At 70.1% G+C, this 26,806-nt stretch carries 27 protein-coding genes; 14 read left to right on the top strand and 13 right to left on the bottom strand.

All coding sequences use genetic code 11. The features are described 5' to 3' along the window. Positions 1–88: 88 nt before the first annotated feature. Positions 89–775, top strand: coding sequence for a hypothetical protein (locus JJ691_RS14810; protein WP_211769350.1), 687 nt, complete (start codon positions 89–91; stop codon positions 773–775). Here the strand turns inward: JJ691_RS14810 and JJ691_RS14805 are convergent. Genes JJ691_RS14805 through JJ691_RS14785 form a run of 5 tightly spaced genes read right to left on the bottom strand, consistent with a single transcriptional unit; the run spans position 760 to position 5,821 of the window. Next, positions 760–1,656, bottom strand: a complete 897-nt coding sequence (locus tag JJ691_RS14805) for an acyl-CoA dehydrogenase family protein (protein WP_211769349.1) — start codon at positions 1,654–1,656, stop codon at positions 760–762. The genes JJ691_RS14810 and JJ691_RS14805 overlap by 16 nt on opposite strands. Further along, positions 1,647–2,450, bottom strand: a complete 804-nt coding sequence (locus JJ691_RS14800) for an acyl-CoA dehydrogenase family protein (RefSeq protein WP_211769348.1) — start codon at positions 2,448–2,450, stop codon at positions 1,647–1,649. Before JJ691_RS14800 ends, JJ691_RS14805 begins: the two co-directional genes overlap by 10 nt. Next, the gene (locus JJ691_RS14795; RefSeq protein WP_249227926.1) at positions 2,447–3,553 is read right to left on the bottom strand and encodes an acyl-CoA dehydrogenase family protein; all 1,107 of its coding nucleotides are present in this window, start codon (positions 3,551–3,553) and stop codon (positions 2,447–2,449) included. Before JJ691_RS14795 ends, JJ691_RS14800 begins: the two co-directional genes overlap by 4 nt. Next, positions 3,540–4,385: an enoyl-CoA hydratase gene (locus JJ691_RS14790; protein WP_211769347.1), complete on the bottom strand. Its 846-nt coding sequence runs from the start codon at positions 4,383–4,385 to the stop codon at positions 3,540–3,542. Before JJ691_RS14790 ends, JJ691_RS14795 begins: the two co-directional genes overlap by 14 nt. Continuing rightward, the gene (locus JJ691_RS14785; protein ID WP_211769346.1) at positions 4,382–5,821 is read right to left on the bottom strand and encodes a FadD3 family acyl-CoA ligase; all 1,440 of its coding nucleotides are present in this window, start codon (positions 5,819–5,821) and stop codon (positions 4,382–4,384) included. Before JJ691_RS14785 ends, JJ691_RS14790 begins: the two co-directional genes overlap by 4 nt. Positions 5,822–5,865: 44 nt before the next feature. Here JJ691_RS14785 and JJ691_RS14780 point away from each other — a divergent pair, with 44 nt between their 5' ends. The 5 genes from JJ691_RS14780 (at position 5,866) to JJ691_RS14760 (ending at position 9,993) form a co-directional block, all read left to right on the top strand. Then, complete coding sequence (locus tag JJ691_RS14780) at positions 5,866–6,978, top strand: acyl-CoA dehydrogenase family protein (protein WP_211769345.1); 1,113 nt, start codon at positions 5,866–5,868, stop codon at positions 6,976–6,978. Then, complete coding sequence (locus JJ691_RS14775; protein ID WP_211769344.1) at positions 6,975–7,763, top strand: SDR family oxidoreductase; 789 nt, start codon at positions 6,975–6,977, stop codon at positions 7,761–7,763. The genes JJ691_RS14780 and JJ691_RS14775 overlap by 4 nt, the downstream gene beginning before the upstream one ends. Positions 7,764–7,770: 7 nt before the next feature. After that, positions 7,771–8,370: a TetR/AcrR family transcriptional regulator gene (locus tag JJ691_RS14770; RefSeq protein ID WP_211769343.1), complete on the top strand. Its 600-nt coding sequence runs from the start codon at positions 7,771–7,773 to the stop codon at positions 8,368–8,370. Next, positions 8,348–9,499, top strand: a complete 1,152-nt coding sequence (locus JJ691_RS14765) for an acetyl-CoA C-acetyltransferase (RefSeq protein ID WP_211769342.1) — start codon at positions 8,348–8,350, stop codon at positions 9,497–9,499. Before JJ691_RS14770 ends, JJ691_RS14765 begins: the two co-directional genes overlap by 23 nt. A 161-nt stretch (positions 9,500–9,660) precedes the next feature. Continuing rightward, positions 9,661–9,993, top strand: a complete 333-nt coding sequence (locus JJ691_RS14760; protein ID WP_211769341.1) for a YnfA family protein — start codon at positions 9,661–9,663, stop codon at positions 9,991–9,993. A gap of 76 nt (positions 9,994–10,069) precedes the next feature. On the opposite strand, the gene JJ691_RS14755 is transcribed toward JJ691_RS14760, so the two are convergent. Both JJ691_RS14755 and JJ691_RS14750 read right to left on the bottom strand, forming a co-directional pair. After that, a complete protein-coding gene (locus tag JJ691_RS14755) occupies positions 10,070–11,404 on the bottom strand; it encodes an NtaA/DmoA family FMN-dependent monooxygenase (RefSeq protein ID WP_211769340.1) in 1,335 nt (444 codons plus the stop codon). Between the two features lie 10 nt (positions 11,405–11,414). Next, positions 11,415–12,479 (bottom strand): LLM class flavin-dependent oxidoreductase, encoded by a 1,065-nt coding sequence (locus JJ691_RS14750; RefSeq protein ID WP_211769339.1) that lies wholly within the window; start codon positions 12,477–12,479, stop codon positions 11,415–11,417. A gap of 85 nt (positions 12,480–12,564) precedes the next feature. Here JJ691_RS14750 and JJ691_RS14745 point away from each other — a divergent pair, with 85 nt between their 5' ends. Beyond that, positions 12,565–12,963, top strand: a complete 399-nt coding sequence (locus JJ691_RS14745; RefSeq protein ID WP_211769338.1) for a VOC family protein — start codon at positions 12,565–12,567, stop codon at positions 12,961–12,963. Here JJ691_RS14745 and JJ691_RS14740 read toward each other — a convergent pair. Further along, complete coding sequence (locus tag JJ691_RS14740; protein WP_211769337.1) at positions 12,947–14,746, bottom strand: coagulation factor 5/8 type domain-containing protein; 1,800 nt, start codon at positions 14,744–14,746, stop codon at positions 12,947–12,949. The two genes, JJ691_RS14745 and JJ691_RS14740, sit on opposite strands and share 17 nt — an antisense overlap. A gap of 133 nt (positions 14,747–14,879) precedes the next feature. Here JJ691_RS14740 and JJ691_RS14735 point away from each other — a divergent pair, with 133 nt between their 5' ends. Further along, positions 14,880–15,491 (top strand): TetR/AcrR family transcriptional regulator, encoded by a 612-nt coding sequence (locus tag JJ691_RS14735; RefSeq protein WP_211769336.1) that lies wholly within the window; start codon positions 14,880–14,882, stop codon positions 15,489–15,491. Positions 15,492–15,525: 34 nt separating this feature from the next. Here the strand turns inward: JJ691_RS14735 and JJ691_RS14730 are convergent, their stop codons facing one another. Further along, positions 15,526–16,260, bottom strand: a complete 735-nt coding sequence (locus JJ691_RS14730; RefSeq protein WP_211769335.1) for an SDR family oxidoreductase — start codon at positions 16,258–16,260, stop codon at positions 15,526–15,528. Between the two features lie 98 nt (positions 16,261–16,358). Then, positions 16,359–16,961 (bottom strand): TIGR03086 family metal-binding protein, encoded by a 603-nt coding sequence (locus JJ691_RS14725; RefSeq protein ID WP_211769334.1) that lies wholly within the window; start codon positions 16,959–16,961, stop codon positions 16,359–16,361. 55 nt (positions 16,962–17,016) lie between these two features. On the opposite strand from JJ691_RS14725, the gene JJ691_RS14720 reads away from it, so the two are divergent. The 6 genes from JJ691_RS14720 (at position 17,017) to JJ691_RS14690 (ending at position 21,369) form a co-directional block, all read left to right on the top strand. Next, positions 17,017–17,457, top strand: coding sequence for a MarR family winged helix-turn-helix transcriptional regulator (locus JJ691_RS14720; protein ID WP_249227925.1), 441 nt, complete (start codon positions 17,017–17,019; stop codon positions 17,455–17,457). 87 nt (positions 17,458–17,544) lie between these two features. Next, complete coding sequence (locus JJ691_RS52280) at positions 17,545–18,453, top strand: TetR-like C-terminal domain-containing protein (RefSeq protein WP_249227924.1); 909 nt, start codon at positions 17,545–17,547, stop codon at positions 18,451–18,453. 5 nt (positions 18,454–18,458) lie between these two features. Then, the gene (locus JJ691_RS14705; RefSeq protein WP_211769333.1) at positions 18,459–19,202 is read left to right on the top strand and encodes an alpha/beta fold hydrolase; all 744 of its coding nucleotides are present in this window, start codon (positions 18,459–18,461) and stop codon (positions 19,200–19,202) included. 58 nt (positions 19,203–19,260) lie between these two features. Next, entirely contained in the window at positions 19,261–19,893 is a 633-nt protein-coding gene (locus JJ691_RS14700; protein WP_211769332.1) for an HNH endonuclease family protein, read from the top strand. Between the two features lie 67 nt (positions 19,894–19,960). Continuing rightward, the gene (locus JJ691_RS14695; RefSeq protein WP_211769331.1) at positions 19,961–21,157 is read left to right on the top strand and encodes a helix-turn-helix domain-containing protein; all 1,197 of its coding nucleotides are present in this window, start codon (positions 19,961–19,963) and stop codon (positions 21,155–21,157) included. Positions 21,158–21,216: 59 nt separating this feature from the next. Then, positions 21,217–21,369 (top strand): hypothetical protein, encoded by a 153-nt coding sequence (locus JJ691_RS14690; protein WP_211769330.1) that lies wholly within the window; start codon positions 21,217–21,219, stop codon positions 21,367–21,369. A gap of 51 nt (positions 21,370–21,420) precedes the next feature. Here the strand turns inward: JJ691_RS14690 and trxA are convergent, their stop codons facing one another. From trxA to ileS, 3 genes are all read right to left on the bottom strand, one after another. Beyond that, the gene (gene trxA / locus JJ691_RS14685; RefSeq protein WP_211769329.1) at positions 21,421–21,783 is read right to left on the bottom strand and encodes a thioredoxin; all 363 of its coding nucleotides are present in this window, start codon (positions 21,781–21,783) and stop codon (positions 21,421–21,423) included. A 43-nt stretch (positions 21,784–21,826) separates the two neighbouring features. Then, positions 21,827–23,452, bottom strand: coding sequence for a DUF6461 domain-containing protein (locus JJ691_RS14680; protein ID WP_211769328.1), 1,626 nt, complete (start codon positions 23,450–23,452; stop codon positions 21,827–21,829). Positions 23,453–23,731: 279 nt separating this feature from the next. Continuing rightward, positions 23,732–26,800 carry an isoleucine--tRNA ligase gene (ileS, locus tag JJ691_RS14675; protein ID WP_211769327.1) on the bottom strand — a complete coding sequence of 1,023 codons (3,069 nt, stop codon included), beginning with the start codon at positions 26,798–26,800 and terminating at the stop codon, positions 23,732–23,734. Positions 26,801–26,806: the final 6 nt, after the last annotated feature.

The following is a 26,806-nucleotide window of genomic DNA, read 5'->3' as shown; positions in this document are numbered from 1 at the left end:
GCCCTGACGCAACCCTGGCGCAACCCTGGCGTGATGCTGTGATTGACGCCAGATGGGGGCAGCCATCCGACGACGTCAGGAGACACCCGTGACGATGACGAATGTGGCGCCTCGCGGGGACACGGTGCTGCGGTCCGTGCTGCATCTCGCCGATCTCGCGCCGCATGCCGGCGGCTACCAGTGGCGGCTCACCGACGGGGCCGCCCACCTGCATCTCGACACGCCCGACAGCTCGTCGAACGTGTTGCTGGGCGTGGGCGCGGTGCTGCACCACCTGCGAGTGGCCCTCGCGGCCGCCGGCTGGGGCGCGCTGATCGCTCGGGGCACGACGCCGTCCGATCCGACGCACGTCGCCTCGATCCGCGCCATACGCCAGCAGCCGACCCCCGAACAGGTGGCGATGGCCGCCGCCATCAGCATCCGCAGCGGCGACGACGCCGACTACAGCGAGGCCGCCGTGCCATGGACAGTGCTGCATCGGCTGGCCCTGCAGGCCCGGGCCGAGGGGGCTGAGCTGCACCTGGTTCTCGATCATGAGACTCGGCTCAAGATGTTGCGCCGCACCCGGTCGCTGCGCAACGCCGGCGTGTTGGCGGTGATCGGCGCCAACGACGTGATGGCCGCCGGGGCGGCGCTGAGCGCCGTGCTGCTGATGGGCACCGTGTGGGGCCTGCTCGGCTACCAGCTGCCCGTGCGGCCGCCGCTGGCCCAGGCGGTCGTCGGCCCCGACCTGACGCCGCACGTCGTGTTGAGACTCGGTTATCCCCGCACCTGATACGCGCGGAGGTGCTCGGCGGGATCGCCGAACAGGAACGCGGCGCCATGTGCTCTTTTGAAGTAGCGCTGGGCGTCGTGTTCCCATGTGATGGCGATTCCGCCGTGCAGCTGCACCATTTCGGCGGCGACCTTGGTGAGCGCGTCCGAGCAGTAGATCTTGGCTTCGGTCGGGTGTTCGCGGTCGTAGGCCGCGGACCGGGCCGTTTCCACCAGGACGTGCATGTCGGCCAGGCGGTGCTTGACCGCCTGGAAGCTCCCGATCGGCCGCCCGAACTGGCGCCGCTGCCGGGCGTACTCGACGGTCATCTCCAGGCTTCTTGCCGCCGTGCCGACCTGTTCGGCGGCCAGCGCGCTCAGCGCGAACCTCCGCACCCGCGTTTCGTCATACGGGCCAAGAGGGTTCTCTGGATGGTCGACCGTCACGGTCGCCAGGCTCCGCGACTCGTCCATGGTGGTCAGGGGCGTTATGGCGACCTGGTCGGGGCGCATCTCGTAGAGCAGCCCCTTTTGCCCGACCAGCAGAACCTCGGCGCGGTCTCCGTCCAGCACGTGCTTTTTGGTTTCCGGGCACCAGGTCGCGACCCGGCCGGCCGCGATGTCCGGCAGGAGCCGCTGGCAGGCATCGGTGTTCCCGGTGGCCAGCACCGCCTCGGCGGCGATGGCCGTGCCCAGCAAGGGAACCGGCGCCAGGGTCCGCCCCAGTTGCTCCAGGACGATCTGCAGCTCGGTGAGGGTGGCGCCGCTGCCGCCGTACTCCTCGGGAATCGCCAGGCCCGGGGCGCCGATCTCACACAGTGTGGGCCACAGGTCGTCCGGGCCCTTGGCCAGCAGCTTGGCGACGGTCTCCTGGAGGGCGAGTTGTTCGTCGGTCAGCCACATAGCGCCGCCATCAGCCGCTCACGGTGGAAAGCCTCGGTGCCCCAGGCCGTGACCAGGGCGCGGACCTTGAGCAGCCACCGACTCAATTCGAATTCGGCGGTGTAGCCGATGGCCCCGTGCAGCTGCAACGCAGTGCGCATCGCCTGGTACGCGGCCGATCCGGCGGCGATCTTCGCCGCCGAGACGTCCCGGGGACTCATGGTCACCGCCGCCCCGAACACCAGCGGCTCGGCCAGCTCCAGTGCCACGTGCACGTCGGCGAGCTGGTGCTTGACGGCTTGGAAGCTGCCGATGGCCTGGCCGAACTGCTTGCGCTGCAAGGCATAGTCCCGGGTGCGCGTCAACAGCGCCTGACCCAGTCCGACCAGCTGGGCGGAGCAGGCGAGGACACCCCGGTCGAATGCCTGCTCATCGACCGGCTCGACGGCTTCCCCCAGCTCGTACTCGAAGAGCCGCCGCGAGGGATCCACCGACGACAGTTCGGCCTTGGGGGTGGCCCGATGCCGAATGCCGTCCACAATCGCGTAGGCGTTGTCGGCATCGTCCACAATGTACGGAATGTGCGGTGCCCAGGCCAACGTGGCCGACGCTGCTCGCAGCACCGCGAAGGATTCGACCACCGGACCCGGGACCGCCGCCCGGCCCAGCTCCAGGAACGCCACCACCAGGTCCGGCGCGGACTCCACCTCCTGCACACCCAAGGCCAGCAGGGTGTCCCACGACGTCGATCGCTTGAGCGTGTCGCGGAGCGCCTGCGCGAACTGGCGTTGCTCGTCGGACAGGGTGAACTTCATCGCGGCAGCCCCAACAGTCGCTCGGCGACGACATTGCGCTGGATCTCGTTGGCCCCGGCGTAGATCGGCCCGGCCAGCGCGAACAGGTACCCGTCCAGCCAGGGGCCGTTGAGCTCGGCCTTGGGACCCAACAACTCCAGCGCCGTCTCGTGCAGGGCCAGGTCCAGCTGGGACCAGAACAGCTTGGTGACACTGGCCTCCGCGCTGACCGGCCGGTCCAGCGAGCCGAACACGTGCAGCCGATAGGCCTGCGCGCCCATCCAGGCGTCCAGCACCTTGTCGCGCAGGGTCGTGTCGCTCGGGTCGCCGACCTCGCGCCACAGGGTCAACAACCGGTCTGCCGCCGCGCAGAACCGCCCGGGACTGCGCAGCGACAGACCCCGTTCGTTGCCGGCCGTGCTCATCGCGACTCGCCAGCCTGCACCTGGCTCGCCGAGCACGTCGGAATCCGGCACGAACACCTCGTCCAGGAAGACCTCGGCGAATCCCGCCTCGCCGTCCAGCTGCGGGATCGGCCGCACGGTCACTCCCGGCGCCCTCAGATCGAACAGGAAGTACGTCAGTCCCCGGTGCCGCTCCGCTGCCGGATCCGTGCGGAACAACCCGAAACCCCTGTCGGCGAAGGCCGCCCGTGAGCTCCACGTCTTCTGGCCGCTCAACAGCCAGCCGCCTTCGGTCCGCACCCCTCGGCTCCGGACCGCCGCCAGATCGCTGCCCGCCTCCGGCTCCGACCACGCCTGCGCCCAGATGTCCTCGGCCCGGGCCATCCTGGGCAGCAACCGCTCCTGTTGTTCCACCGTGCCGTGCGTGTACAAAGTCGGGGCCAGCAGGAAGATTCCGTTCTGTGCCACCCGTCCCGGTGCGCCGCAGGCCCAGTACTCCTCCTCGAAGACCAGCCACTCGGTCAGCGACGCCCCGCGTCCGCCGTGCTCCACCGGCCAGGACACGGCCGACAGCCGCGCCTTGGCCAGGGTCCGTTCCCATTCGCGGTGCTGCTCGAAGCCGTCGGCGGTGTCCATGGAGGACAGACTTGGTGGCACGTTGTCGGCCAGCCAGGACCGGACTTCCAGCCGGAAGCCGAGGTCGGTGTCATCGAGGTTCACTGGCGCCCCGCATCGACTTCGCGTCCAGCCCCGCTAGCGAATCCTTCGACACTTCAGCGTTGTGCGCGTGCGCCAGATGGTGCAAGCCGAACACCGAGTCCATCCCGGCCCGCATGCCCATCTGGTCCTCGGACTGGTTCACCGCCTTCTTGGCCAGCGCCAGCCCGAACCGCGGCATCTGGGCGATCCGCTCGGCCAAGGCGTCAACGGTGGGCTGCAACTCGTCACGAGGCACGACACGGTTGACCATGCCCCACTCGTACGCCCGCTGCGCGCTGAACCGGTCGCCGGTGAACAGCACCTCCTTGGCGGCGCGGGGCCCGAGCACCCACGGGTGGGCGAAGTACTCGACGCCGGGAATCCCCATCCGCACCACCGGATCGGCGAAGAACGCGTCGTCGGCGGCCACGATCAGGTCGCACACCCAGGCCAGCATCAGCCCGCCGGCGATGCAGGCGCCCTGCACCATGGCGATCATGGGTTTGGGGATCTCCCGCCAGCGCCGGCACATCCCCAGGTACACCTCGCTCTCCCGGGCGAAGCGCTGGTCGCCGCCGGACTTGTCGACGTGGTCCCACCACAGCACGGCCTTGCGGTCGAACGACACGTCCACGTCCCGGCCGGGGGTGCCGATGTCATGCCCGGCCGAGAAGTGCTCGCCGGCTCCGGCCAGCACGATGACCGACACCTCGTCGTCGTTGACGGCCCGCTCGAAGGCGGCGTCCAGGGCGTAGGTCATGGCCGAGTTCTGGGCGTTGCGATAGCGGGGCCGGTTCATGGTCACCGTCGCCACCGCGCCGGCGCGCTCGTAGCAGACGACTTCGTCGGTCACCGGGGCTCCTCCCGTAACTGGCGTTTGAGCACCTTGCCGGACGCGTTGCGGGGCAGCGTGTCCAGGAACGCGACCCGTCTGGGCACCTTGTAGTTGGCCACCAGGGCCCGGCAGTGCTCGATGACGTCCTCAGTGGACAGTGGGTGGGCCGACACCACGAAGGCCAGGCCGACCTCGCCGAGCCGGTCGTCGGGCACGCCGATCACCGCGGACTCGACGACGCCGTCCAGCCGGGCCAGGGCCTGCTCGACCTCGGCCGGATAGACGTTGAAGCCGCCGCACACGTACATGTCCTTGAGCCGGTCGGTGATCGTCAGGTAGCCGCGGTCGTCGAGGGTGCCGACATCGCCGGTGTGCAGCCAGCCGTCGGCGTCGATGGCCTGCGCGGTGGCGACCGCGTCGTTCAGGTAGCCGATCATCACGTTGGGGCCGCGCAGCAGGATCTCGCCGGTGTCGGCGATCCGCACCTCGAAGCCGGCGGTGGCCCGGCCGGACGTGTGGGACACGGTCTCGGCGTCGTCGTCGGGACGGCACATCGTCGCCACCACCGCCTCGGTCAGCCCGTACGCCGTGAGCACGGTGCCGAAACGCTGCTGCATCCGCTCAGCCAGCGTGACCGGCACCGGCGCCGCCCCGGTGACCGCCAGTCTCAAAGAGTCGCACCCGGGTTCGGCCAGCAGCGACTGATAGATCGTCGGCGGCCCGGGCAGGATGGTGATCCGCTCCTGCTCGACCAGTTCCCGGGTGCGGGCCACGTCGAACACGGCCTGCGGCACCAGCGTCGCCCCGGTCAGCAGGCAGACCAGAATCCCCGCCTTGTAGCCGAAACTGTGGAAGAACGGGTTGATCACCAGGTACCGGTCGCCGGCGACGACGTTCCCGCAGTCGGCCCACGCGGCGGCGACGGCCAGCGCCTGCCGGTGCGCGCTCATCGCCCCCTTGCTCCGGCCGGTGGTGCCGGAGGTGTACAGGATGTCGCTGATGTCCTCCGGTCCGACCGGCGCGGCGTCGACCTCCTCGGTGAACGTCCAGTCGTCGACGGTCAGCACGAACTCCGGCACCCCGCCGATGGCCTCAAGTTCGCTCAACCGGTTCCGGCCCAGGAAGTCCGTGGCCACGACCAGTGCGCTGGCGTCGCTGCGGGAGATGACGTCCTGCATCTCGTGCGCGGTGAACCGCGTGTTCAGCGGCACCAGCACGCCGCCGGCATAGCTGGCGCCCAGCGCCGCGACAACCCAGTGCCAGGTGTTGGGGGCGCAGATCGCCACCCGGTCGCCGGGCCCGATGCCGCCGGCCGCGAAGGCGGCGGCCAGTTGTCGGACGCGTCGGCGCAGGTCACGATAGGTGAGGCGGACCTCGCCGTCGATCAGGGCCAGACGGTCGCCGAAGCGTTCCGCCGCCGCGTCGACGGCGGCCGGGATGGTGCCGGGAGTCACAACACCTCCTACCAAGCAACTGCTTGGTAGGCTAGCCTACGGGCATGGCGGTGACCAGATCCGAGATCCGGCGGTGGCTCGCCGAGCATCTCGTGGGGCCCTTCGCCGAGCTGAAGGGGCTCGGCGGGCCCGGCCGCGAGCACGAGGCGTTCGAGCAGCGCCTGCACTGGGAACGACACCTGGCCGCGCACGGCTGGACCTGCCCGGCCTGGCCGGTGGAGCACGGCGGCCGCGGCCTGACGTTCGACGAACAGGTGGCCTTCCACGAGGAGTACGCCCTCGCGGACGCGCCCGCCCGCGTGAACCACCTCGGCGAGAACCTGGTGGGGCCGACGCTCATCGACCTCGGCACGCCCGAGCAGCGGGCCCGCTTCCTGCCCAGGATCCGGGCCGTCGACGAACTCTGGTGCCAGGGCTACTCCGAGCCCGGCGCCGGCTCCGACCTCGCCTCCGTGTCGACCTCGGCCCGGCTGGTCGGGGACGAGTGGGTGATCACCGGTCAGAAGGTGTGGACCTCGCTGGCCCACGTTGCCGACTGGTGCTTCGTGTTGGCCCGGACCACACCGGGATCAGTGGGGCACAAGGGTTTGTCCTACCTGCTGGTGCCGATGCGGCAGCCGGGGATCGAGGTGCGGCCGATCCGGCAGCTGACCGGCACGGCCGAGTTCAACGAGGTGTTCTTCGACGGCGCGCGGACCGCCGAGGACCTGGTCGTCGGCGAACCCGGCGGCGGCTGGGCGGTCGCCATGGCCACGCTGGCGTACGAGCGGGGCGCGGCGACGCTGGGCCAGCAGGTCGGCTTTCGGCGTGAACTGGAAGACCTCATGGCCATCGCCGACCCGGAAGACGTTGTGCTGCGGGAACAACTGTCGCGGGCCGCGGTCGAACTGAGCGTCATGCGCTCGCACGCCTTGCGCACCAGGGGATCCGACCCGTCGGTGAGCAAGCTGCTGTGGGCCGGCTGGCACAGACGGCTGGGCGAGCTGGCCATGCGGGCGCGCGGTCCGGCGTCCATGATCGTGGACGACGACCTGGACCGGTGGCAGCGGCTGTTCCTGTTCAGCCGGGCCGACACGATCTACGGCGGATCCGACGAGATCCAACGCAACATCATCGCGGAACGGGTGCTCGGCCTGCCGAGGGAGGCACGCGGATGAGCAGACCAGGCGTGATCGACTACGTGCGTGGTCACCACTTGCTCGACGACAAGGTGGTGGTCGTGACCGCCGCCGCCGGCACCGGCATCGGGTCGGCGGTGGCCAAGCGGTGCCTGGAGGAGGGCGCGCAGGTCCTGATCAGCGACTGGCACGAGCGCCGGCTCGGCGAGACGCTGGACAAGCTCGCCGCCGAACACGGCGCCAAGGTGGCCGCCGTGACCTGCGACGTCACCGACGAGGCTCAGGTGCAGGCCCTGATCGACACCGCCGTGCACACCTTCGGCCGGCTCGACGTGATGATCAACAACGCCGGGCTGGGCGGCACCAGGTCGGTGCTGGAGATGACCGACGACGAGTGGTCGCGGGTGCTGGACGTGACCCTGAACGGCACCTTCCGCTGCACCCGAGCCGCCCTCAAGCAGCTGATCGAGCAGGGCACGGCCGGCGCGATCGTGAACAACGCCTCGGTGATCGGCTGGCGCTCGCAGGCCGGCCAGGCGCACTACGCCGCCGCCAAGGCCGGCGTGATGGCGCTGACCCGCTGCGCCGCCGCCGACGTCGCCCCGCACGGGATCCGGGTCAACGCCGTCGCCCCCAGCCTGGCCATGCACCCGTTCCTGGCCAAGGTCACCAGCGTGGAGCTGCTGACCGAGCTGACCGGACGCGAGGCGTTCGGCAGGGCGGCGCAACCGTGGGAGGTGGCCAATGCCATGGTGTTCCTCGCCAGCGACTACGCCTCGTACCTGACCGGCGAGGTCCTGTCGGTCAGCAGCCAGCACCCCTAGGAGAACCATGAGCCGTAGAGCCGAACTGCTCGCGCTGGCCGCGCGGATGTTCGCCGAGCGCGGCTTCCTCGCCACCACCGTGCGCGACATCGCCGACGCCGCCGGCATCCTGTCCGGCAGCCTCTACCACCACTTCGACTCCAAGGAGTCCATGGTGGACGAGATCCTGCGCGGCTTCCTGGACGAGCTGTTCGGCCGCTACCGGGAGATCACGGGCGCGGGCCGGCCGCCGCGGGCGGCCCTGGAGGCGGTGGTCGTCGCCTCGTTCGAGTGCATCGACCGCAGCCACGACGCCGTCGCCATCTACCAGCGCGAGGCCGTCTACCTGGCCCAGTTCGAGCGCTTCGGCTACCTGGCCGAGCGCAACCTGGAGTTCCGCAAGATGTGGGTCGGGCTGCTGGAGGAAGGCATCCGGGCCGGCGCGTTCCGCGACGACCTGGACGTGGAACTGGTCTACCGCTTCATCCGCGACACGGTGTGGGTGGCCGTGCACTGGTATCACCCGGGCGGCACGCTGACCGCGGACGACGTCGCCCGGCAGTACCTGTCGATCGTGCTGGACGGGATAGCGCAAGGGAGGGCCGATGGCCCAGGCGTACCTGGTTGACGCGGTGCGGACGCCGGTCGGCAGGCGCGGTGGCGGACTCAGCCACCTGCACCCGGCCGACCTCGGGGCCCGCGCCATCGAAGGGCTGCTCGGCCGCGTGAACGTGGATCCGAGTGAGGTCGACGACGTGATCCTCGGCTGTGTCGACACAGTCGGGGGACAGGCCGGCGACATCGCCCGCACCGCTTGGCTGGCCGCCGGCTTCCCCGAGGAAGTGCCGGGTGTGACCGTGGACCGGCAGTGCGGCTCCAGTCAGCAGGCCCTGCACTTCGCCGCCCAGGCCGTGCTCAGCGGGACGGCCGACCTGGTGGTGGCTGGCGGCGTGCAGAGCATGAGCCGCATCCCCATCGGCGCGGCGATGACCGTCGGCGCGGAATTCGGCTTCCCCACGCCGTTCGACGGCTGCGAGGGCTGGGCCCACCGGTACGGCTCCGAGGAGATCTCCCAGTTCCGGGCGGCCGACCTGATCGCCCAGCGATGGGAGCTGAGCCGGACGGAGATGGAGGAGTTTGCCTTCCGCAGCCACGCCCGGGCCATCGAGGCCATCGACCAGGGGCGGTTCGCCGCGGAGATCGTCGCCGTGGGGGAGATGGCCGTCGACGAAGGGCCACGCCGGGACACCAGCATGGAGAAGATGGCCGCCCTGAAGACATTGCGGCCCGACGGCCTCGTCACGGCGGCGCTGGCCAGTCAGCTCTCGGACGCCGCCAGCGCGGTCCTCGTCGCGTCCGAGGAAGCCGTGCACAGTCACCGGTTGAAGCCCCGGGCCCGCGTGCACCATCTCTCCGCTCGCGGCGCCGACCCCGTCTACATGCTCACTGCCCCGATCCGGGCCACCCGACACGCGTTGCGGAAGGCCGGGCTGACCATCGACGACATCGACCTGTTCGAGGTCAACGAGGCGTTCGCCAGCGTGGTCCTGGCCTGGGCCAAGGAACTCAAGGTCGACCTGGACCGGGTGAACGTCAACGGCGGGGCCATCGCGCTGGGCCACCCCATCGGCGCCACCGGCACCAAGCTCACCGCCACGCTGCTGTCGTCGCTGGAGCGCACCGGCGGCCGGTTCGGGCTGCAGACCATGTGCGAAGGCGGCGGCCAGGCCAATGTGACGATCATCGAACGCCTGTGAACCCCGGCGAGTCCCGCTCTCTGACACACCGAAATCCGGTTTCCGGCAGAACTGAGACCCGAAGCGCAGTTCTGCTCGAAACTGAGATTTCGGTATGCCGCTGAGCGGGACTCGCGGGGGTCCGCGCAGGCCACCGAGCTGGTTGCGGAAGTATTCGGTTCGTGACCCTTGCCCGCTCTGTCCTGCTGTTCGTGCTGGCCGCCGTGTTGGAGATCGGTGGCGCCTGGCTGGTGTGGCAGGGCGTGCGCAGTGGCCGTGGCTGGTGGTGGGTCGGCGCCGGCGTGATCGCCCTCGGCCTCTACGGCTTCGTCGCGACCCTCCAGCCCGACGCCCAGTTCGGCCGCATCCTCGCCGCCTACGGCGGGGTCTTCATCGCCGGCTCCCTGGTCTGGGGCATGGTCGCCGACGGCTACCGCCCCGACCGCTACGACGTGATCGGGGCGGTGATCTGCCTGTTCGGCGTGGCCGTGATCATGTACGCCCCCCGGACGTAGCGCGAGTCCCGCGTTCAGGCAACTGAATGTCGAGTTCCGAACTCGACATTCAGTTGCCCCAGAACGGGACTCGCGGTCAGTTCAGGCCAAGGTGATCCCGAAGCGTCGGACCGGTGTAGTCGGTGCGGAAGACGCCCCGCTCCTGCAGCAGCGGCACGACCTTGTCGGCGAAGTCGTCCAGACCGCCCGGGGTCACGTGCGGCACGAGGATGAAGCCGTCGCTGGCGTCGTTCTGCACCAGGTGGTTGATCTGCTCGGCCACCGTGGCGGGGGAGCCGATGAAGTTCTGCCGGCCGGTGACCTCGATGATCAGCTCGCGGATGGACAGGCCCTTGGCCTCGGCCAGCTCACGCCACTGCCGCGAGGTGGCCAGCGGGTCCCGGTACATGCGCACGCTGGCCCGGCCCTTGGCGATGGTGTTCTCGCCGGTCACGGGATCGAACGCGGGCAGCGGGCCGTCCGGGTCGAACCCGCTGAGGTCGGCGTTCCACAGCTGTTCCAGGAACTTGATGGCGGTCGCGCCGCTGACCTGCTGCCGCCGCACGACATCGGCCCGCTCCTGGGCGTCGGCGTCGGTGTCGCCGAGCACGAAGGTGGCCGCCGGCAGGATGATCAGCTGCGAATCCTGGCGGCCGTACTTGGCCAGCCGGCCCTTCACGTCCGAGTAGAACGCCTGCCCGGCCTCCAGGGTGCCGTGCCTGGTAAAGATGGCGTCGGCGGTGGCCGCGGCGAACTCCCGGCCCTCCTCGGAGTCGCCGGCCTGGATGATCACCGGCCGGCCCTGCGGGCTGCGCGGCACCGGGAACTGGCCCTCGATCTGGAAGTGCTCGTCGTGATGGGCGAAAACCCCGGGCGTGCCACGGAGAAACTCGCCGCTGTCCTTGTCAGCGACGATCTCGTCGCCCCGCCACGAGTCGAACAGCTCCCACGCGGTCCGCATGAACGTCTCGGCCCGCGAGTACCGCTGCTTCTGCGGCAGGAAGCCGCCGCGCCGGAAGTTCTCGCCGGTGAACGCGTCCCACGAGGTGACCACGTTCCACGCCGCCCGCCCCTCGGACAGGTGGTCCAGCGTGGCGAACTGCCGGGCCACCTCGAACGGCTCGTTGAACGTGGAGTTGATGGTGCCGGCCAGCCCCAGCCGCGAGGTCACGGCGGCCAGCGCCGACAGCACGGTGAACGTGTCCGGCCGCCCGACCACGTCCAGGTCGTAGATCTGCCCGCCCTGCTCGCGCAGCCGCAGGCCCTCGGCCAGGAAGAAGAAGTCGAACTTGGCCCGCTCGGCGGTCTGGGCCAGCTTCACGAAGGAGCTGAACTCGATGTGGCTGCCGGCTGCCGGGTCGCTCCACACGGTCGTGTTGTTCACGCCCGGGAAGTGCGCCGCGAGATGGATCTGCTTCTCCTGCTTGGTCATCGCATCCCCCTCAGGCGACGTAGCGGTTGGCGGGCCGGTCCAGTCCGAGCAGCCCGCGCAGGGTGTCGGCCTCGTAGGTCTTGCGGAACGTGCCGCGCGAGCGCAGCTCCGGCACCAGTCCACGGGTGATGGCGGTCAGGTCGTGCGGCAGTTCCGCCGGCCGCAGCCGGAAGCCGTCCAGCCCGGCGACGTGCCAGGCCAGCAGCAACTCGGCCAGCTCGCCGGGCGTGCCGGTGAACACCAGCGCGTCGCTTTCCAACAGTGCCAACGAGTCCAGCCGCGCTCGACGGTCGGCCGCCGCCTGCGAAGTCTCGTCCAGGAACACCACCAGGTCGGCGAACACCTGCCGGCCGCGTTGCGCCTCGACCAGCGGCCCGATCTCGTCGTGCGACTGCGGCGTCACGTACACGACGTCGACGGACGAATCGGCCACGCCCTGAGCGGCGGTCACCAGCGGCTGCCCCTGCGGCGGCCGGGGCGTGATCGACGGCCCGCGCACGCTGAAGAACCGGCCCTTGAAGTCGATGTAGTGCAGCTTCTCCCGGTCGACGAACCGGCCGGTGGCGACGTCGCGGATCTCGGCGTCGTCCTCCCAGCTGTCCCACAGCCGCCGCAGCACCTCGACGTAGTCGGCGGCCTCGCCGGCGATGTCGGCCCCGAACTCGCGCCGCCCGAAGTTGTCGTACTCGGCGGCGTCGGTGGACACGGACACCTGCACGCCGCCGCGCCCGGTGCTGACGTAGTCCAGCGTGGCGATGGCCTTGGACAGGTGGAACGGCTCGGTGTGGGTGGCGACGATCTCCGGCACCAGCCCGATGCCCGAGGTCAGCGGGGCGATGCGGGCCGCCACGAGCACCGCGTCCAGCCGTCCCCGCACCCCGTCGGCCGGCAGCGCCAGCGAGTCGCGGAAGGTGACGAAGTCGAGCGTGCCGGTCTCGGCCTCCCGCACCAGGTCCAGCCAGTAGGCGGCGCCGAACACGTCGGCCGGCCGGGCCTCCGGCGAGCGCCAGGCGGCGGGATGCCAGCCCGCGCCGTCCAGCGCGACTGCGAGTCGCGGACCAGTTCCTCGTGTCATGAAACCGATTGTGCGCTGGTCACGGCGCTCCCCGCAGGGGCGGCCACGTCGTGGGACGATGCCCTTGATCGGGAATAATACGATCATGCCGCACATCGGACTGGTCGCCGTGCTCGTGCACGACTACGACGAGGCGATCGCCTTCTACATCGACGCGCTGGGCTTCGAGCTGCGCGAGGACATCGACCAGGGCGCCGGCCGGCGCTGGGTCGTCGTCGCCCCGCCCGGGTCGACCGAGACCGGGATCCTGCTGGCCAGGGCCGACAAGGCCGAGCAGCAGGCCCGCGTCGGCGACCAGACCGGCGGCCGGGTCGGCCTGCTGCTCAACACCGACGACTTCGCCCGCGACCACGCGAGAATGGTGGCCGCGGGCGTGGCGTTCGAGGAGGAGCCGCGACACGAGCCCTACGGCTCGGTCGCGGTCTTCCGGGACCTCTACGGCAACCGGTGGGACCTGATCCAGCCGGTCACGGGTACTGGCTGAGCATGCCCAGGTTGGTCGTCGAGTCCGACGGCCCGCCGGTGGTGTTCACGATGTGGGCGATGGTGCCCTGCCCACCGCCCAGCGAGAACGTGATCATGCTGTGGAACTTCACACCCGGCGTGCGGGGCGCGGCGATCGCCCGGTCGGCGACGATCGTCCGGTCGACGGCGAAGATGCAGTAGCTGCCCAGCCCCCACGCCTCGTGCCGGCGCACGTGGTCGCCGACCGCGTAGGCCGGGAAGCCGCGGTGCGGGCCGTCCATCCAGCCGGCCTGGTTCGGCGGGTCGTAGGGCATCTCGTTCTGGAAGAAGAACGTCTGTCCGTTCTCGCCGTTCCACTGCACCTGGGTCTTCTGGTGGTGCTCGACGAACAGGCCGTAGGCCACCACGTTGTCGCCGTTGACGACCAGGCCCTCGTCCACCGTGTTGGACGTCCAGCCGACGCCGTCGCCGTGGTCGGCCCGCCACAGCCAGGTGTTGTCGATGATCACGTTGTTGCTGTTGACCACCACCGACTGCTTGGTCTTGCCGGCCAGTGTGCCGCCGATGCGGGCGAACACGTCGTGCAGCGAGCTCGGGTTGGCGCTGTGGTCCCGCCGCGAGCCGACCGGGCCGACCCGGATCAGGGCCTCGGACTGCACCGTGCCGGCCTCGATCAGCAGGCCGGCCAGATGCACTCCGTCCACATCGGCGACGTCGACGGCGATCACCCCGTTGTCCGGGATGAGCGTGGCGTAGCCGAGTCCGAGGATCACCGTGTCCGGCCTGGTCACCTTCAGCGACTCGGACAGGTGGTAGATGCCGGGCGTGATGATCAGGTGCTTGCCTTGGGCCAGCGCGGCGTTCATGTCGGCCACGGTGGTGCCGGCCTTGACGATCAGGAAGTCGGCGATCGGGATCGACGTGCCGGCCGGCTTCTGCGCCTCCCAGCTGGTGGCCTGCGCGTCCCGGCGCACCGCCGGCACGAACACCTGCCAGGCGCCGGCCGAGTCCACGTACAGGAACGGCTTCTCCCGCACCACCGGCGACTTCGGCACCGAGGTGACCGGCGGGTTCGGGAAGGTGGTGGCCGGCGCGTTGGCCGTGCCCACGAACACGATGTTCCAGTTGGAGCCGACCCAGCTGCCCAGCACCGAGTTGCGGGTGACCCACTGCTGCTGGGTGCCGGAGTTGATCTGCCCGGTGAGCTGGCAGTCGGCGATGTAGCCGCCGCTGGACCAGCTGCCGTCGGACAGCTTCAGGTCGCCCAGCAGGTAGATCCGGCGGTAGAAGGTGGCCTGCGAGACGGCCCAGGTGTCCTGGCCGCTGCGGGGCACGATGTTCAGGTTCTCGGCGCCGCGCCAGAAGTTGGTCAGCGTGTTGTTGCCGTGGGCCTCGCCCAGCACCTGGCAGGAGCCGGTGATGCCGGACGACGCCGGCTGCAGGCCGAGGCCGGCGACGTGGGTGTAGTAGCCCAGCTTCACGTCGATGCCGTAGCCGCCGGGCTTGAACAGCAGGGCGTACCGGCCGTTGCCGAACTCGGCGTGCTGCTGCTGGGCGTAGACGGCGTCGACCGTGGACTGGATCTGCGCCGTCGGGACGGAGCCGTCGAACACGTAGACGTTGGGGCCGAAGTCCGGGTCGCCGGCCTTGGGCTGCGCCGGTGGGGGAGGCGCGACCGGGTCGGTCGCGGCCTGGGCCGAGGCGGTGGAGGCGAGCGCGACCGCGGGGGCCGCGGCCAGCGCCGCACCCAGGAAACCTCTCCGTGCTAAGCCACGAGCCTGGACGTCTTTGTCTTCGGGCACAGGACGAGTCCTTTCGAACCGGGTCCCGGCCGCCGCCCGACCGGGACTTTGTTCGAGTCGTGATCTAACTCGTGAAATTATTCGCGAGTCAAGGTCTCGCCCGTGAAAGACGCGGTGTCCATATAGTGGGGGCATGGCGCAGATCGAGACAGACCCGTCCCAGCCGATCCGCCGGGGCCGCGGCCGCCGCCCGGCCGCCGAGGTGCGCGAGCAGGTGCTGGCCGCGGCGGGCGAGCTGCTGCTGACCGAGGGCATGGCCGGCTTCACCATCGAGAAGGTGGCGGCCCGGGCCGGGGCCAGCCGGATGACCATCTACAAGTGGTGGCCCTCGCGCGGCGCGCTCGCGCTGGACGGCTACGCCACGAAGGTGCGCACCGTGCTGGAGTTCCCGGACACCGGCAACATCGAGGCCGACCTGACCGCGCAGGTGCTGGCCTTCACGCGTCTGCTCACGGAAACCGGCGCCGGCAAGGTGATCGCCGAGCTGATCGGCGCCTCGCAGACCGATCCCGAGCTGGCCTCGGCTTTTCGGGAACGCTATTCGGCGCCGCGTCGGGCGTTGGCTGTGGAGCGGATGAACAAGGCCATCGAGCAGGGGCAGCTGTGGGAAGACGTCGACCCCCAGGTGGTCGTCGACCAGCTCTGGGGGGCGTGCTATCACCGGCTGCTGATTCCGGACGAGCCGATCACCGAAGAGTTCGCGAAGGCATTGGTGCACAACGTGTTGATCGGCATCAAGCGGTGAGGGGCGGTCCGATGTGGACCGCCCCGCGGCCGCTTCAGTCGGTCACGCCGCCGTTGACGTAGATGACCTGGCCGTTCACCCAGCGGGCCGGGCCGGCCAGCCACGCCACCGCCTCGGCGATGTCCTCCGGCAGGCCCAGCCGCTCCAGCGGGGCGTTCTTGGCCATCCGGTCGATGGTCTGCTCGTCCTTGCCGTTGAGGAACAGCGGGGTGGCGGTCGGGCCGGGGGCCACCGCGTTCACGGTGACGTCGCGGCCGCGCATTTCCTTGGCCAGGGTCAGGGTCATGCCGTCGACCGCGCCCTTGCTGGCCGTGTAGGCGGTGTAGGTCGGCAGCGCGATGTGCGTGACCGAGGTGGAGAAGTTGATCAGCGCCCCGCCCCGGCGCAGCCGGCGGACGGCCTGCTGGTCGACCACGAAGGTGCCGCGCACGTTGGTGCGGTGCATCCGGTCGAAGTCGGCCAGGTCCAGGTCGGCCAGCGGGGACAGCAGCATGATGCCGGCGGTGTGCACCACCACGTCGACGCCGCCGTACAGCTTCTCGGCCTCGTCGAACAGCGCCGTGACCTGGTTCTCGTCGGCCACGTCGGCCTGGAACGCCGTCGCCGTGCCGCCGGCCGAGGTGATCGCCTCGACCACCTCGGCCGCCCGCTGCGGGTTGCCGGCGTAGCTGACCACGACCTGCATGCCGTCCCGGCCCAGCCGCTCCGCGACGGCCCGGCCGATGCCGCCCGACCCGCCGGTGACGATGGCAACGCGGTTCTCGCTCATGTCCTTGCTCCCTCGGTAGTGGACGCTGTGTACATATAACCATGGATGTGTACGTCGTGTCCATATGAGGTCCCGTGGCCGTCGTCACGAGGTGTGGGTCAGGGCTGTGGCCAGTCGGGCGAGCGGCCCAGGGCGGTGAGAATCCGCCGCAGTGGGTCCGTTTCGTCGCCGGCGTCCAGTGCGGGGCCGAACGCCGCGTTGGCCTCCAGTCGGTTGTCGCCGTTGGGCACCATGAGTGCGATGTGCAACGCCGTCTCGGCCAGCTCTGGGGTCGGCCGGTAGTCGAGTCCGAGCGAGCGGGCCACGTCCCAGCCGTGCACCACGTAGTCGATCAGGTGGAAGCAGATCGACTGGGTCGCGGGGAAATGGGAAACCGGCTGGAACTCCGGCAGTTCGAACTCCCGCTCCGACACGCCCGGCTCCGCGAAGGCGGCCAGGACGTCCTCGGCGGCCTTGGTGTAGTCGGCCACCGGGTTCGGGTCGAGGGGGTGGACTTGCCACGCCGCGTGATCACCGCCGTGGCCACGGGCTGCGGCGGCGAAGCCGTGGTGCTGGGCGGTCATGTGGGCCAGCAGGTCGGCGAGTGTCCATTCGGCACAGGGGGTGGGTCGGTCCAGGTCGCCGGCCTGGACCTGGGCGACGACGGTGACGCTGGCGTGGACCGCGGCGCGGTGGAGGCTCAGCAGTTCATTGATATGCACATGCTTACGATAAGCAGGCGCATATCAATAGGTCAAGGTCGTTATCATGCCGATCATGGATGCTCCGCGACGGGATCTCGCCGCGATGATCGCGCCGCTGCAGCGGGCGCTGATCGCCGCCGAGCAGCCGGTGCTGCGCGCGCACGGGCTGAGCATGTGGGGCTATGTCGTGCTCAACGCCCTGGACGGTCAGCCGGTGCGCACCCAGGCCGCGCTGGCGGAGGTCATCGGCGCGGACAAGAGCCGCATCATCGGCGTGCTGGACGAGCTGGAAGCCGGCGGGCTGCTGCAACGCACCCGGGATCCGGAGGATCGGCGGGCGCGGCTCGTCGCCGTCACCGAGGAGGGTCGGCGGAGGTGTCGCGCGGTCCAGGTCGATATCCAGCGCAACGAGGAGCGTCTGCTCACGCGCCTCTCGGCCGCCGATCGAGAGGCGTTCCTTCGTGTGCTGACCGAGCTCTCGGCGCTGCCGGCCAGTGAGATCGCCGGTGAGTGACCGGCTCTGATCGCCTCGTGTCACCGGTCACGGTGGCGCTTTCTCCCGTTTTGGATACACTGTGTCCATATAGTTGGGAGGTGCGAGATGCGCGGTCGACGTCCCGCCGCCCTGGTCCGCGGCAAGGTGCTGGCGGCCGCCGGCGAGCTGCTGCTGGCCGAGGGCATGGGCGGTTTCACGATCGAGAAGGTGGCGGCCCGGGCCGGATCCAGCCGGGTGACCATCTACAGGTGGTGGCCGTCCAAGGGCTCGCTCGCTCTGGACGGCTACGCCAGCGTGGTCTCGCACAGCCTGGAGTTCCCCGACACCGGCAACACCGCGGCCGACATCGCCGCCCAGCTGCTGTCGTTCGTGCACCTGGTCCGGGACACGCCCGCCGGCCGGGTGATCGGCGACCTGGTCGGCGCCGCCCAGACTGACGCCCAGCTCGGGCTGTCCTTTCGGGAACGCTACTCGCGCCCGCGGCGGGAACTCGCCGAGCGCACGCTGCGGCGCGGCATGGAACGTGGTGAACTCCGAACCGACTTCGACCCGCAGGTGGTCGTCGACCAGCTGTGGGGCGCCGTCTACCACCGGCTGCTCATCCCCGACGAGCCGCTGACCGACGAGTTCGCCCGGGCGCTCGTCGCGAACATCCTGCCCGGCCTGCGCAAGGAGACCGCCGTGACAACGCCTGCCGCCACCCCCGCCGCCATCCAGGCCTTCGTCGACGCCACCAACAACGCCGACACCGAGGCCTTCGTCGCCGCCTTCACCGAGGACGCGTTCCTCGACGACTGGGGCCGCCAGTTCCACGGCCACGACGGCGTGGCCAGCTGGAACAAGACTGACAACATCGGCGTGCAGGCCCACTTCGACCTGGCCTCGGTGGAGCCGGCCGGCGAGCCCGACAGCTACACCGTCACCATCAAGGTGCGCAGCCACCGCTTCAACGGCACCGGCGCCATGGCCGTCAAGGTTCGTGGCGACAAGATTGCCAGCCTCGTGATCTCCTAGTCGTCGTGTACTTCCGTGACGAGGGCCGTGGGCGGCCGGTTTTCTTGCTGCTGCACGGATTCAGTGGTTCGGTGCGCTCGTTCGACGCGGTGGCGCCGAGGCTGGTCGAGCACGGCCGGGTGCTGCGGGTGGACCTGCGCGGGCACGGGCGCACCGGCGGGCACGACGGGCTGGACGCCGAGTCGCAAGCGGCCGCTGTTGTTGGCGTGCTTGACCAACTCGGCATCGACCGGGTCACCGCCGTCGGGCATTCCTACGGCGCCGACGTGGCCCTGGCCCTCGGCGGCCGGGCCGACAAGATCGTGATCATCAGCCAGGCCCCCGACTACAGCTACGCGACTTTCCCGGCCGGCAGCGGCTTGCTGGCTTTGCCGGTGCTCGGCCCGCTGTTGCACCGGCTCGCGCCGCCCAGCGCGGTGCGGCGGGCGATGTCCTACGCCTTCGCCCCCGGTTTCGAGTTCGACCCGGCGCTGCTACAAGGCCACGCCACGACCAGCCCGGCCGTGGCCCGAGCGGTGCTCGTCGACCGGCGCGAGGCCTTGGCGCGCAAGCCGTTGGACGAGCGGGTGCGGGATCTCGGCGTGCCGACCCTGGTCATCCTCGGCCGGCACGACCGGTTCTACGACTGTGTCCGCACGGCCGAGCGCTACCGGGCGGTCGGGGCCCGCGTGGAGATCGTCGAACGGGCCGGGCACAGCCCGCAGGTCGAGCAGCCGGGCCAGCTGGTCGATCTAGTGCTTTCGTTGTAGGGCAACTACTCTGAATGGCCTCTGGTGGCCGATTCGAAGATCCAGTAATTCATGGATCATGGCCGGCACCCGAACCGGCGTGGCCGCCGGTATCACCCTGTTCGCTCTGACCACCCTCACCGCGTGCACCATGCCCGCCAGCGCCGGCGGGGACAGTCACCCGCCCCTGCCCAGCGACAGCAGCGCCCAGCTGGCGTCGCTCAAGATCGCCGCCGCCGGGCCGATGACGGGCTACTCGCGGGACCGTTTCGGCGGCGGCTGGATCACCCAGCCGGACGGCTGCGACACCCGCGTCGACGTGCTCAAGGCTCAGGGCCGGGACGTGAACGCCAAGGGCTGCACCGTGAACTCCGGCAAGTGGCTCTCGCTCTACGACGGCCAGAACGTCACCTCCCCGCACGACCTGGACATCGACCATCTCGTGCCCGAGGCCGAGGCGTGGCGCACCGGGGCGGCCAAGTGGACCCAGGACCAGCGGGTCGCCTTCGCCAACGACCTCGACGAGCTCGTCGCCGTCACCGCGCACAGCAACCGCAGCAAGGGCGACCAGCCGCCGCCCGGCTACATGCCGGCGGAGTCCGAGAAGTGCGACTACGCCACCCACTGGATCAAGGTGAAGGCCAAGTACAAACTGACCATTTCCCAGTCCGAGCACGACGCCTTGACCCAGATGCTCGGCACCTGCCACTGACCTGGGCAGTGTCACTTTCGGCCACACCGACTCGCGGCATCGGCCCGGGGCTGCGATCATCACGCGGGTGGATCCGCTGCCCGAGTCGGTGTGGAACGCGCCCGAGGTTCGTGACGCCGTCGCGGCCAACTCGCCGTCGGCGGTGATCGCCTTCGCCCGCCGGGCCCACGGCCTGCGGCAGGACGAACTCGGCGCGCTGGCCGGCTTCTCCCAGTCGGCGATCTCCCGGCTGGAGTCGGGCAGCAACCTGGCCTACGACATGCGGGTGCTGCGGATCGTGCAGCGCACGCTGAACATCCCGCCCCATCTGCTCGGCCTGGCCGAACAGGGGGTCGCGACGGCGGAGCTGCGGGAACGCGGCGGCGCGGACGCGCTGGTGGCGCTGATGGGCGGGGGACTGGCCGTCGCCAAGGCGGCCTCGCCGGAGATCGTCGCCGAGCTGCTGGTGGCCCGCCGCATCATCAACGACGCCGACAACTTCCGGGTGTCGATGGCGCTCAAGCCGGCGGCCCGCGACCTGTACGAGCTCACCGACCTGCTGCGGCGGTCGGCCCAGGGCGAGTTGCGGCGGGCCCTGCTGTCGGTGTCGGCCCAGTACGCGGAGTTCCTGGGCTGGCTGCACGAGGAGACCGCCGACTGGGACGGCGCCGAGCACTGGACGGCCCGGGCCATGCAGCAGGCGCAGGCCGCCGAGGACCGCGACATGGTGGCGTACGCCTACGTGCGGATGAGCCAGCTCGCGACCGGCGACCACGACCGGATGATCGGCCTGGCCCGCGCCGCCCAGCGCGAGCCGGAGATCAGCCCGGCGCTGCGAGTCCTTGCCCTGCAACAGGAAGCCCGCGGTCTGGCCCAGGCCCGAGAGGAAGCCGACTGCCTCGGCCGGCTCGACGCCGCGCTGTCGCTGCTGGCACGTGTGCAGCACGTGACGACCGAGGAATACCGCGTGGGGTATTGGACGGATGTCGAGCACCTGGAGGCGGAGCGGGCCTCCTGCCTGCTCGACCTAGGTCGTGCGACAGAGGCCATCGCCCTCTACGATGGGATGCGCACCAGGTGGGGGCACATCTGTCCGTGGTATCAGGGCGTGCACACCGCCAAGTTGGCCCGCGCCCACGCCACCGTCGGCGATCTCGACGCGGCTGAGGCGGTTGGTCTCGACGCCGTCTCGCTGGCCCGGGTCACCGGCTCCCAGCACATCGTCCGCGAGCTGCGCGGGCTCGCCCCCTGGCCGGCGCTGGCGCCGTATGCGAGTTCCGCATAGGGCACCCGAAGCCGGCATGACCAGCGCCGGCGCCCCGCGCGGCAAGCCATGATCGTCGTATGACCGAGCCGGCCATGCGGATCGAGGGCAGGGACGACCTGCTGTGGATGACCTATGGCGACCTGACGCTGCACTTCTACGCCACCCCGCACCTCGTCGTGTGCGAGGTCGGCGACGCAGACTCGGAGCCGATCCCGGCCCCGCGGGCATGAGACACGGCTACGCCCGGCCACCGTATGGCCGGGCGTCGCGCCGTCACCTGCTTACTGCTGCTGCTCGGCCTTGATCTGCTCGCGGACCTGGTCCATGTCCAGCTCCTGCACCTTGCCGATCAACTCCTCCAGCGCCGCCGCCGGCAGCGCGCCCGGCTGGGAGAACACCACCACACCGTCGCGCACGGCCATCAGCGTGGGGATGGAGCGGATGTTGAACGCCGCCGCCAGCTCCTGCTGAGCCTCCGTGTCCACCTTGCCGTGCACGATGTCCCCGTGCTGGTCGGAGGACTGCTCGAAGACCGGACCGAACATGCGGCACGGGCCGCACCACTCGGCCCAGAAGTCCACCAGGACCGTGCCCTTGCCGACGACCTCGTCGAAGTTCTCGCGGGTCAGTTCCACCGTGGCCATCGCCACCTCCTTCGCTGTCTGTGCAACGATCCGACCACGGTTTTCATTCCGCGGCCCCCACCGCGTACCGGCAGGTCCCGGTGACGTCGGCCACGGTCACCCGCACGCCCGCGGTCCGGCACAGCAGCTCCAGGTCGTGTTCGTAGGCCGCCTCGATCACGTCGTCGGCGCCCATCGCGTCCAGCGCCGCCAGCACCTCGGGCGTGGTCGGCTCGGCGCTGCCGTTGTCCCAGGTGTGGTCGGCGACGACGGCCCCGTCGCGGAAGACCAGGAAGCTGGTGTCGGCGTTCACACTCATGTAGCAGGTCACCGCGAACGTGCCGGCCGACAGGTCGGGCCGCTCCCGCGCCGCCCACCCGTTGTCTTCGACCAGCAGGGTGTGTCGGCCGATCGGGAACGCCGCGACCGCGGTGTCCTCCCAGTCCAGGTCCTGCTCGTCGGCCAGCGTCCGCAGGTCGTTCCAGGAGCCCTCGTGGATCTCGACGTCCTCGCCGAGCAACCGGCGCAGCGCCTCGGCCGGCTCGACGTCGTGGATCACGGTGGCGCAGTAGGCGGTGTCGTCCATCAGCGCCGACATCCAGTCGTCCCAGCCCTCGGGCTCGATCGCCTTGCCGTTGCGCCAGAAGGCGTTTCCGTCCCGGTGCAGCTCGACGCCCTCGGGGGTGACGGTCAGGACATCGGCCGGGCCGGCGATGTCGCTGATGGGGGAGCCGTCGGTGTGGTGCAGGCGCAGCATGCCGTCCTCGCCCAGCTTGAGATAGCTGCGCTCGGCGTCCCAGACGTACTCGTCCCACATCCACGTGCCGTCGGCCGACAGCTGCACCAGCCGGCGGTCGTCCCGGTGCGCGAACACGGTGACGCCGTCGTCGGCGGTCAGCGACTGCCGTTGCAGGGTCTGGCCCCTGGCCATCGTGTTGCCACGGGCCGTGTTCATGCCGGGCTCGGTGCAGTGCCGGTGGCCGTCGAAGACCCAGTCGGTGCCGGCAAGGGCCATCGTGCCGTCGTCGTTGACGACCAGCTTCGTGGCGGTGGTGGTGCCGGCCCGCCACAACGGGGCGCCGTACATGGTCCGGACCACCAGGTCGCCGTCGGTGAGGTCGGCCCAGCCGTTACCGCCCCACCAGGTGTTCGACGCCCAGACCGCCTGGTGCCGGCTGTTGCAGTACAGCACCAGGTTGCCGTCCTCCTGGTGCACCAGCGTGTGCGAGCCGTTCGGGGACGTCAGCGACTGGTGCCGGAGCCGTCCACCGGCCGGCAGCTCCGGGCCGCCGTAGGCGTGTGGAATGGCCGGCGGCAGGTCGCACGGGGCGTCGCGGTTGGTGTCCCGCCACAGCAGCTCGCCGTCGGCGTCGACCAGCACCAGCCGGGAGGTCTTGCCCCGCTTCTCCGGAACCTGCCGCCAGGTCAGCACGGTGCCGTCCTGCGCCAGCCAGCGGGACAGCCACGGATCCAGGGTGTGGCTCCAGGTCTGCTCGCTGACCTGCAACGACCCGTCCCGGTTGCGGGTGACGATCCGCTGGTTGCGGCCCGCCAGATGGGCGGAGTCGGTGATCGCGGCGGCCGGGGCGGCGTCGCGCAGCACCGTCACCTCGACGGCGCCGGTCCGGGAGTTCACCAGCCGCACGCCGTCACCGTCGAGCAGCTCCAGGTCGCCCTCGTCGGTGATCACGACGCGATGCGCGTCCGGGTGTCGCAGGGGCGAGGTCCATAATGGATGGTGATCTTCGTCCTCGGTGAGCAGCACGCCGTCCCGGCCCAGCAGCAGGGTGCCGAATCCGTCGGCGTGCCAACGGATCTGCCTGGTGGCGGTGTCGGTCAGGGTGGCGACGCCGCCCTCGTAGCGCAGCACGTGCCGACCGTCGCGCGAGGTGAGCGGGTCGTCGCCGAGCCGGGTGAACTGCCTCATCTCAAACACCCGGCGACCGTAGTGGATCTTCCTGGCGTCGGGCTACACCTTGGCCAGCCAGACCGTCAGCCCCAGCTCGGCAAAGGTGGTCGGGTCGGTGTCGCCCTCGCCTTCCGTCACCTCCACCGCCAACACTTCGTCGGCCAGCAGGTCGCGGTATTTCTGTAGCGCCGCCGTGACGTCCGGGCGGTCGCTGGTCCACCACAGCCGGATCCGGTCGGCGATCTCCAGACCGAGTCCCTTGCGGGTGTCCTGGACCAGCCGCACGGCGTCGCGGGCCAGGCCGGACTGCGTGAGCTCCTGGTCGAGTTCGAGGTCCAGGGCGACCGACGTGCCGTTCACGGTGGTCACTGCCCAGCCCTTGCGCGGCTGCTCGGTGAGCACGAGATCGTCGCCGCTCAAAGTGATCGTCTCGCCGTCGAGGTCGACGGTCAGCGCGCCGTCGACCGGTGCGCCGGCGGCGGCGATGGCCCGGGCCAACTGCTGCATGCGCGGCCCGAACCGCTTGCCCAGCACCCGGAAGTTCGGCTTCACCGTAACCTCGACCAGGTCCGTGGTCATCGGCTCGACCACGCGCACGTTGAGCTCCTCGGCGATCTGCTCCCGAAGGTCCGGGCCGAGCTCCGTGAAGCCGGGGGCGTGCACCATGGCCCGGGCCAGCGGCTGCCGGGTGCGGATCTTGTTCGCGGCCCTGGTGGACCGGCCCAGCTCCACCAGGTCCCGCACCTGCCGCATCTGCGCCACCAGATCGGGATCGCACGGCAGGTCCTCGGCCGCGGGCCAGGCGGCCAGGTGCACCGAATCGGCGTCGGTGTGCAGGTGCTGCCAAAGGAAGTCGGTGACGAACGGGACGAACGGGGCCAGCAGCCGGGTCAGCACGTCCAGGGCCTGGTGCAAGGTGGCCATCGCAGACGGCTGGGCTTGCCAGAACCGCCGCCGCGACCGGCGGATGTACCAGTTGGACAGGTCGTCGATGAACCCGGCCAGCCGCCGGCCGGCGCCCGCTGAGTCGAAGTCCTCCAGCGCCGCGTCCACATCGGCGACCACGCCGTGCAGCTCGGCCAGCAGCCAGCGGTCCATCACGTGGCGCTCGGCCACCGGCCGGCCCGGCCGCCAGTCGGCCAGATCGGCGTAGCGCAACAGGAAGGAGGCCGCGTTCCAGTAGGTCAGCAGCACCTTACGGACGATCTCGCTGAGCGCCTCGTCGCCGACTCGGCGGTCCACCCACGGCGAGCCCCCGGCCAGCATCAGCCAGCGCACGGCGTCGGCCCCGTAGCGGTCGAACAGCTCGAACGGGTCCAGGATGTTGCCGAGGTGCTTGCTCATCTTGCGGCCCTCGGCGTCGAGGATCAGCCCCAGGCACAACACCGTCTCGTACGAGGACTTGTCGAACACCAGCGTGCCGACGGTCATCATCGAGTAGAACCAGCCGCGGGTCTGGTCGATCGCCTCGCAGATGTACTGCGCGGGATAGGAGGCTTCGAATTCCGCGAGGTTGCGATGCGGCGCGCCCCACTGGGCGAACGGCATCGAGCCGGAGTCGTACCAGACGTCGATCACCTGCGGCACCCGGCGGGCCTCGGCCGCGCATTCGGGGCAGGGGAAGGTGATCTCGTCCACGAACGGCCGGTGCGGGTCGAGATCCGTCAGGTCCTCATTGGCCAAAGTGGACAGTTCTCGGAGCGACCCGACACAGGTCAGGTGGTCGTCGGCGCAGCGCCAGATCGGCAGGGGAGTGCCCCAGAACCGGTTGCGGGACAACGCCCAGTCCACGTTGTTGTTCAGCCAGGCCCCGTACCGGCCGTGCTTGATGTGTTCCGGATGCCAGTCCGTGGCCTCGTTCTCCGCGACCAGCCGGTCCTTGATCGCCGTGGTGCGGATGAACCACGACGGCAGCGCGTAGTAGATCAGGGCGGTGCCGCAGCGCCAGCAGTGCGGGTAGCTGTGCGGATACGGCTCGTGCTTGACCAGCAGGCCTTCGCCCGCCAGCTCGGCGATGACGGATTCGTTGGCGTCACGGAAGAACAGGCCGCCGATGAGCGGCACGTCGGCCAGGAAGTGACCGTCCACGCCGATCGGGTTGACCACCGGCAGGCCGTGCTGGCGGGCCACCGCCAGGTCCTCGGCGCCGAACGCGGGCGCCTGGTGCACGATCCCGGTGCCGCTGTCCATGGTGACGTAATCGGCCGTGAAAACCTGGAATGCGTCGTCGCCGAAGCTGCTGAGCGGCAACAGGTCCAGCGGCCGCCGGTAGGTGGAGCCCGCGAGCTCGTTGCCGGTCAGACGTGCTAGGACCGCGGCGTTCTCGGGGAGGAGCGGTTCCGCCGTGACGATCTTCTCGCTCTGGAGTTCGGCCAGCACGTAGGTGGCCTCGGGATGCACCGCGACGGCGGTGTTCGACGGCAGCGTCCATGGCGTTGTCGTCCACACCAACAGGTTCGCGCCCTCCCATGGGCCGCTGGTCAACGGGAATCGGACCGTCACAGAGGGATCGACGTCGTCCTGATAGCCCTGCGCCACCTCGTGGTCCGACAGCGGCGTCTCGTCCCGTGGACAATACGGTGTGACGCGGTGGTCCTCGACCAGCAGGCCCTTGTCGAAGACCTGCTTCAGCGACCACCACACACTCTCCACATAGGAGGGCGCCATGGTCAGATAGGCGTTGTCCAGGTCGACCCAGTAGCCCATGCGCTCGGTCATCGCCGCGAAGTCGGCCACGTTGCGCAGCGCGGACTCCCGGCAGCGGGCGTTGAACTCGGCGATGCCGTAGGCCTCGATATCCTGCTTCTTGGTGAAGCCGAGCTCCTTCTCCACCGCCAGCTCCACCGGCAGGCCGTGGCAGTCCCAGCCGGCCCGCCGCTCGACGTGGTGGCCCTTCATGGTCTTGAACCGGGGGAACAGGTCCTTGAACACGCGGGCCTCGACGTGATGGGTGCCCGGCTTGCCGTTGGCCGTCGGCGGGCCTTCGAAGAATCCCCAGCGGGGGCCGTCCGCCGTCTGCGCCAGGGAGCGCCGGAACACGTCCGCGGCCTGCCACCGGGCCAGTATCTGCCGCTCGACCGCGGGCAGATCGACGTCGGCCGGCAGTGGGGCGAAGGCGCGTTCGTTCACACTGAC

The organism is Kutzneria sp. CA-103260, from assembly GCF_018263855.1.
Taxonomy (GTDB): Bacteria; Actinomycetota; Actinomycetes; order Mycobacteriales; family Pseudonocardiaceae; genus Kutzneria.
Note: the sequence above shows the minus strand (reverse complement) of the source record. Positions and strands in the feature narration are given on the sequence as shown.

Bases quoted from the DNA above. Each gene is read 5' to 3' on its own strand.
- JJ691_RS14755 (WP_211769340.1), bottom strand. From the start codon at position 11,404: ATGACCAAGCAGGAGAAGCAGATCCATCTCGCGGCGCACTTCCCGGGC.
- JJ691_RS14780 (WP_211769345.1), top strand. From the start codon at position 5,866: ATGGCGGTGACCAGATCCGAGATCCGGCGGTGGCTCGCCGAGCATCTC.
- JJ691_RS14800 (WP_211769348.1), bottom strand. From the start codon at position 2,450: ATGAAGTTCACCCTGTCCGACGAGCAACGCCAGTTCGCGCAGGCGCTC.
- JJ691_RS14750 (WP_211769339.1), bottom strand. From the start codon at position 12,479: ATGACACGAGGAACTGGTCCGCGACTCGCAGTCGCGCTGGACGGCGCG.
- JJ691_RS14730 (WP_211769335.1), bottom strand. From the start codon at position 16,260: ATGAGCGAGAACCGCGTTGCCATCGTCACCGGCGGGTCGGGCGGCATC.
- JJ691_RS14690 (WP_211769330.1), top strand. From the start codon at position 21,217: ATGACCGAGCCGGCCATGCGGATCGAGGGCAGGGACGACCTGCTGTGG.
- JJ691_RS52280 (WP_249227924.1), top strand. From the start codon at position 17,545: ATGCGCGGTCGACGTCCCGCCGCCCTGGTCCGCGGCAAGGTGCTGGCG.
- JJ691_RS14805 (WP_211769349.1), bottom strand. From the start codon at position 1,656: ATGTGGCTGACCGACGAACAACTCGCCCTCCAGGAGACCGTCGCCAAG.
- JJ691_RS14745 (WP_211769338.1), top strand. From the start codon at position 12,565: ATGCCGCACATCGGACTGGTCGCCGTGCTCGTGCACGACTACGACGAG.
- JJ691_RS14700 (WP_211769332.1), top strand. From the start codon at position 19,261: ATGGCCGGCACCCGAACCGGCGTGGCCGCCGGTATCACCCTGTTCGCT.
- JJ691_RS14775 (WP_211769344.1), top strand. From the start codon at position 6,975: ATGAGCAGACCAGGCGTGATCGACTACGTGCGTGGTCACCACTTGCTC.
- trxA (WP_211769329.1), bottom strand. From the start codon at position 21,783: ATGGCCACGGTGGAACTGACCCGCGAGAACTTCGACGAGGTCGTCGGC.
- JJ691_RS14765 (WP_211769342.1), top strand. From the start codon at position 8,348: ATGGCCCAGGCGTACCTGGTTGACGCGGTGCGGACGCCGGTCGGCAGG.
- JJ691_RS14735 (WP_211769336.1), top strand. From the start codon at position 14,880: ATGGCGCAGATCGAGACAGACCCGTCCCAGCCGATCCGCCGGGGCCGC.
- JJ691_RS14720 (WP_249227925.1), top strand. From the start codon at position 17,017: ATGGATGCTCCGCGACGGGATCTCGCCGCGATGATCGCGCCGCTGCAG.
- JJ691_RS14770 (WP_211769343.1), top strand. From the start codon at position 7,771: ATGAGCCGTAGAGCCGAACTGCTCGCGCTGGCCGCGCGGATGTTCGCC.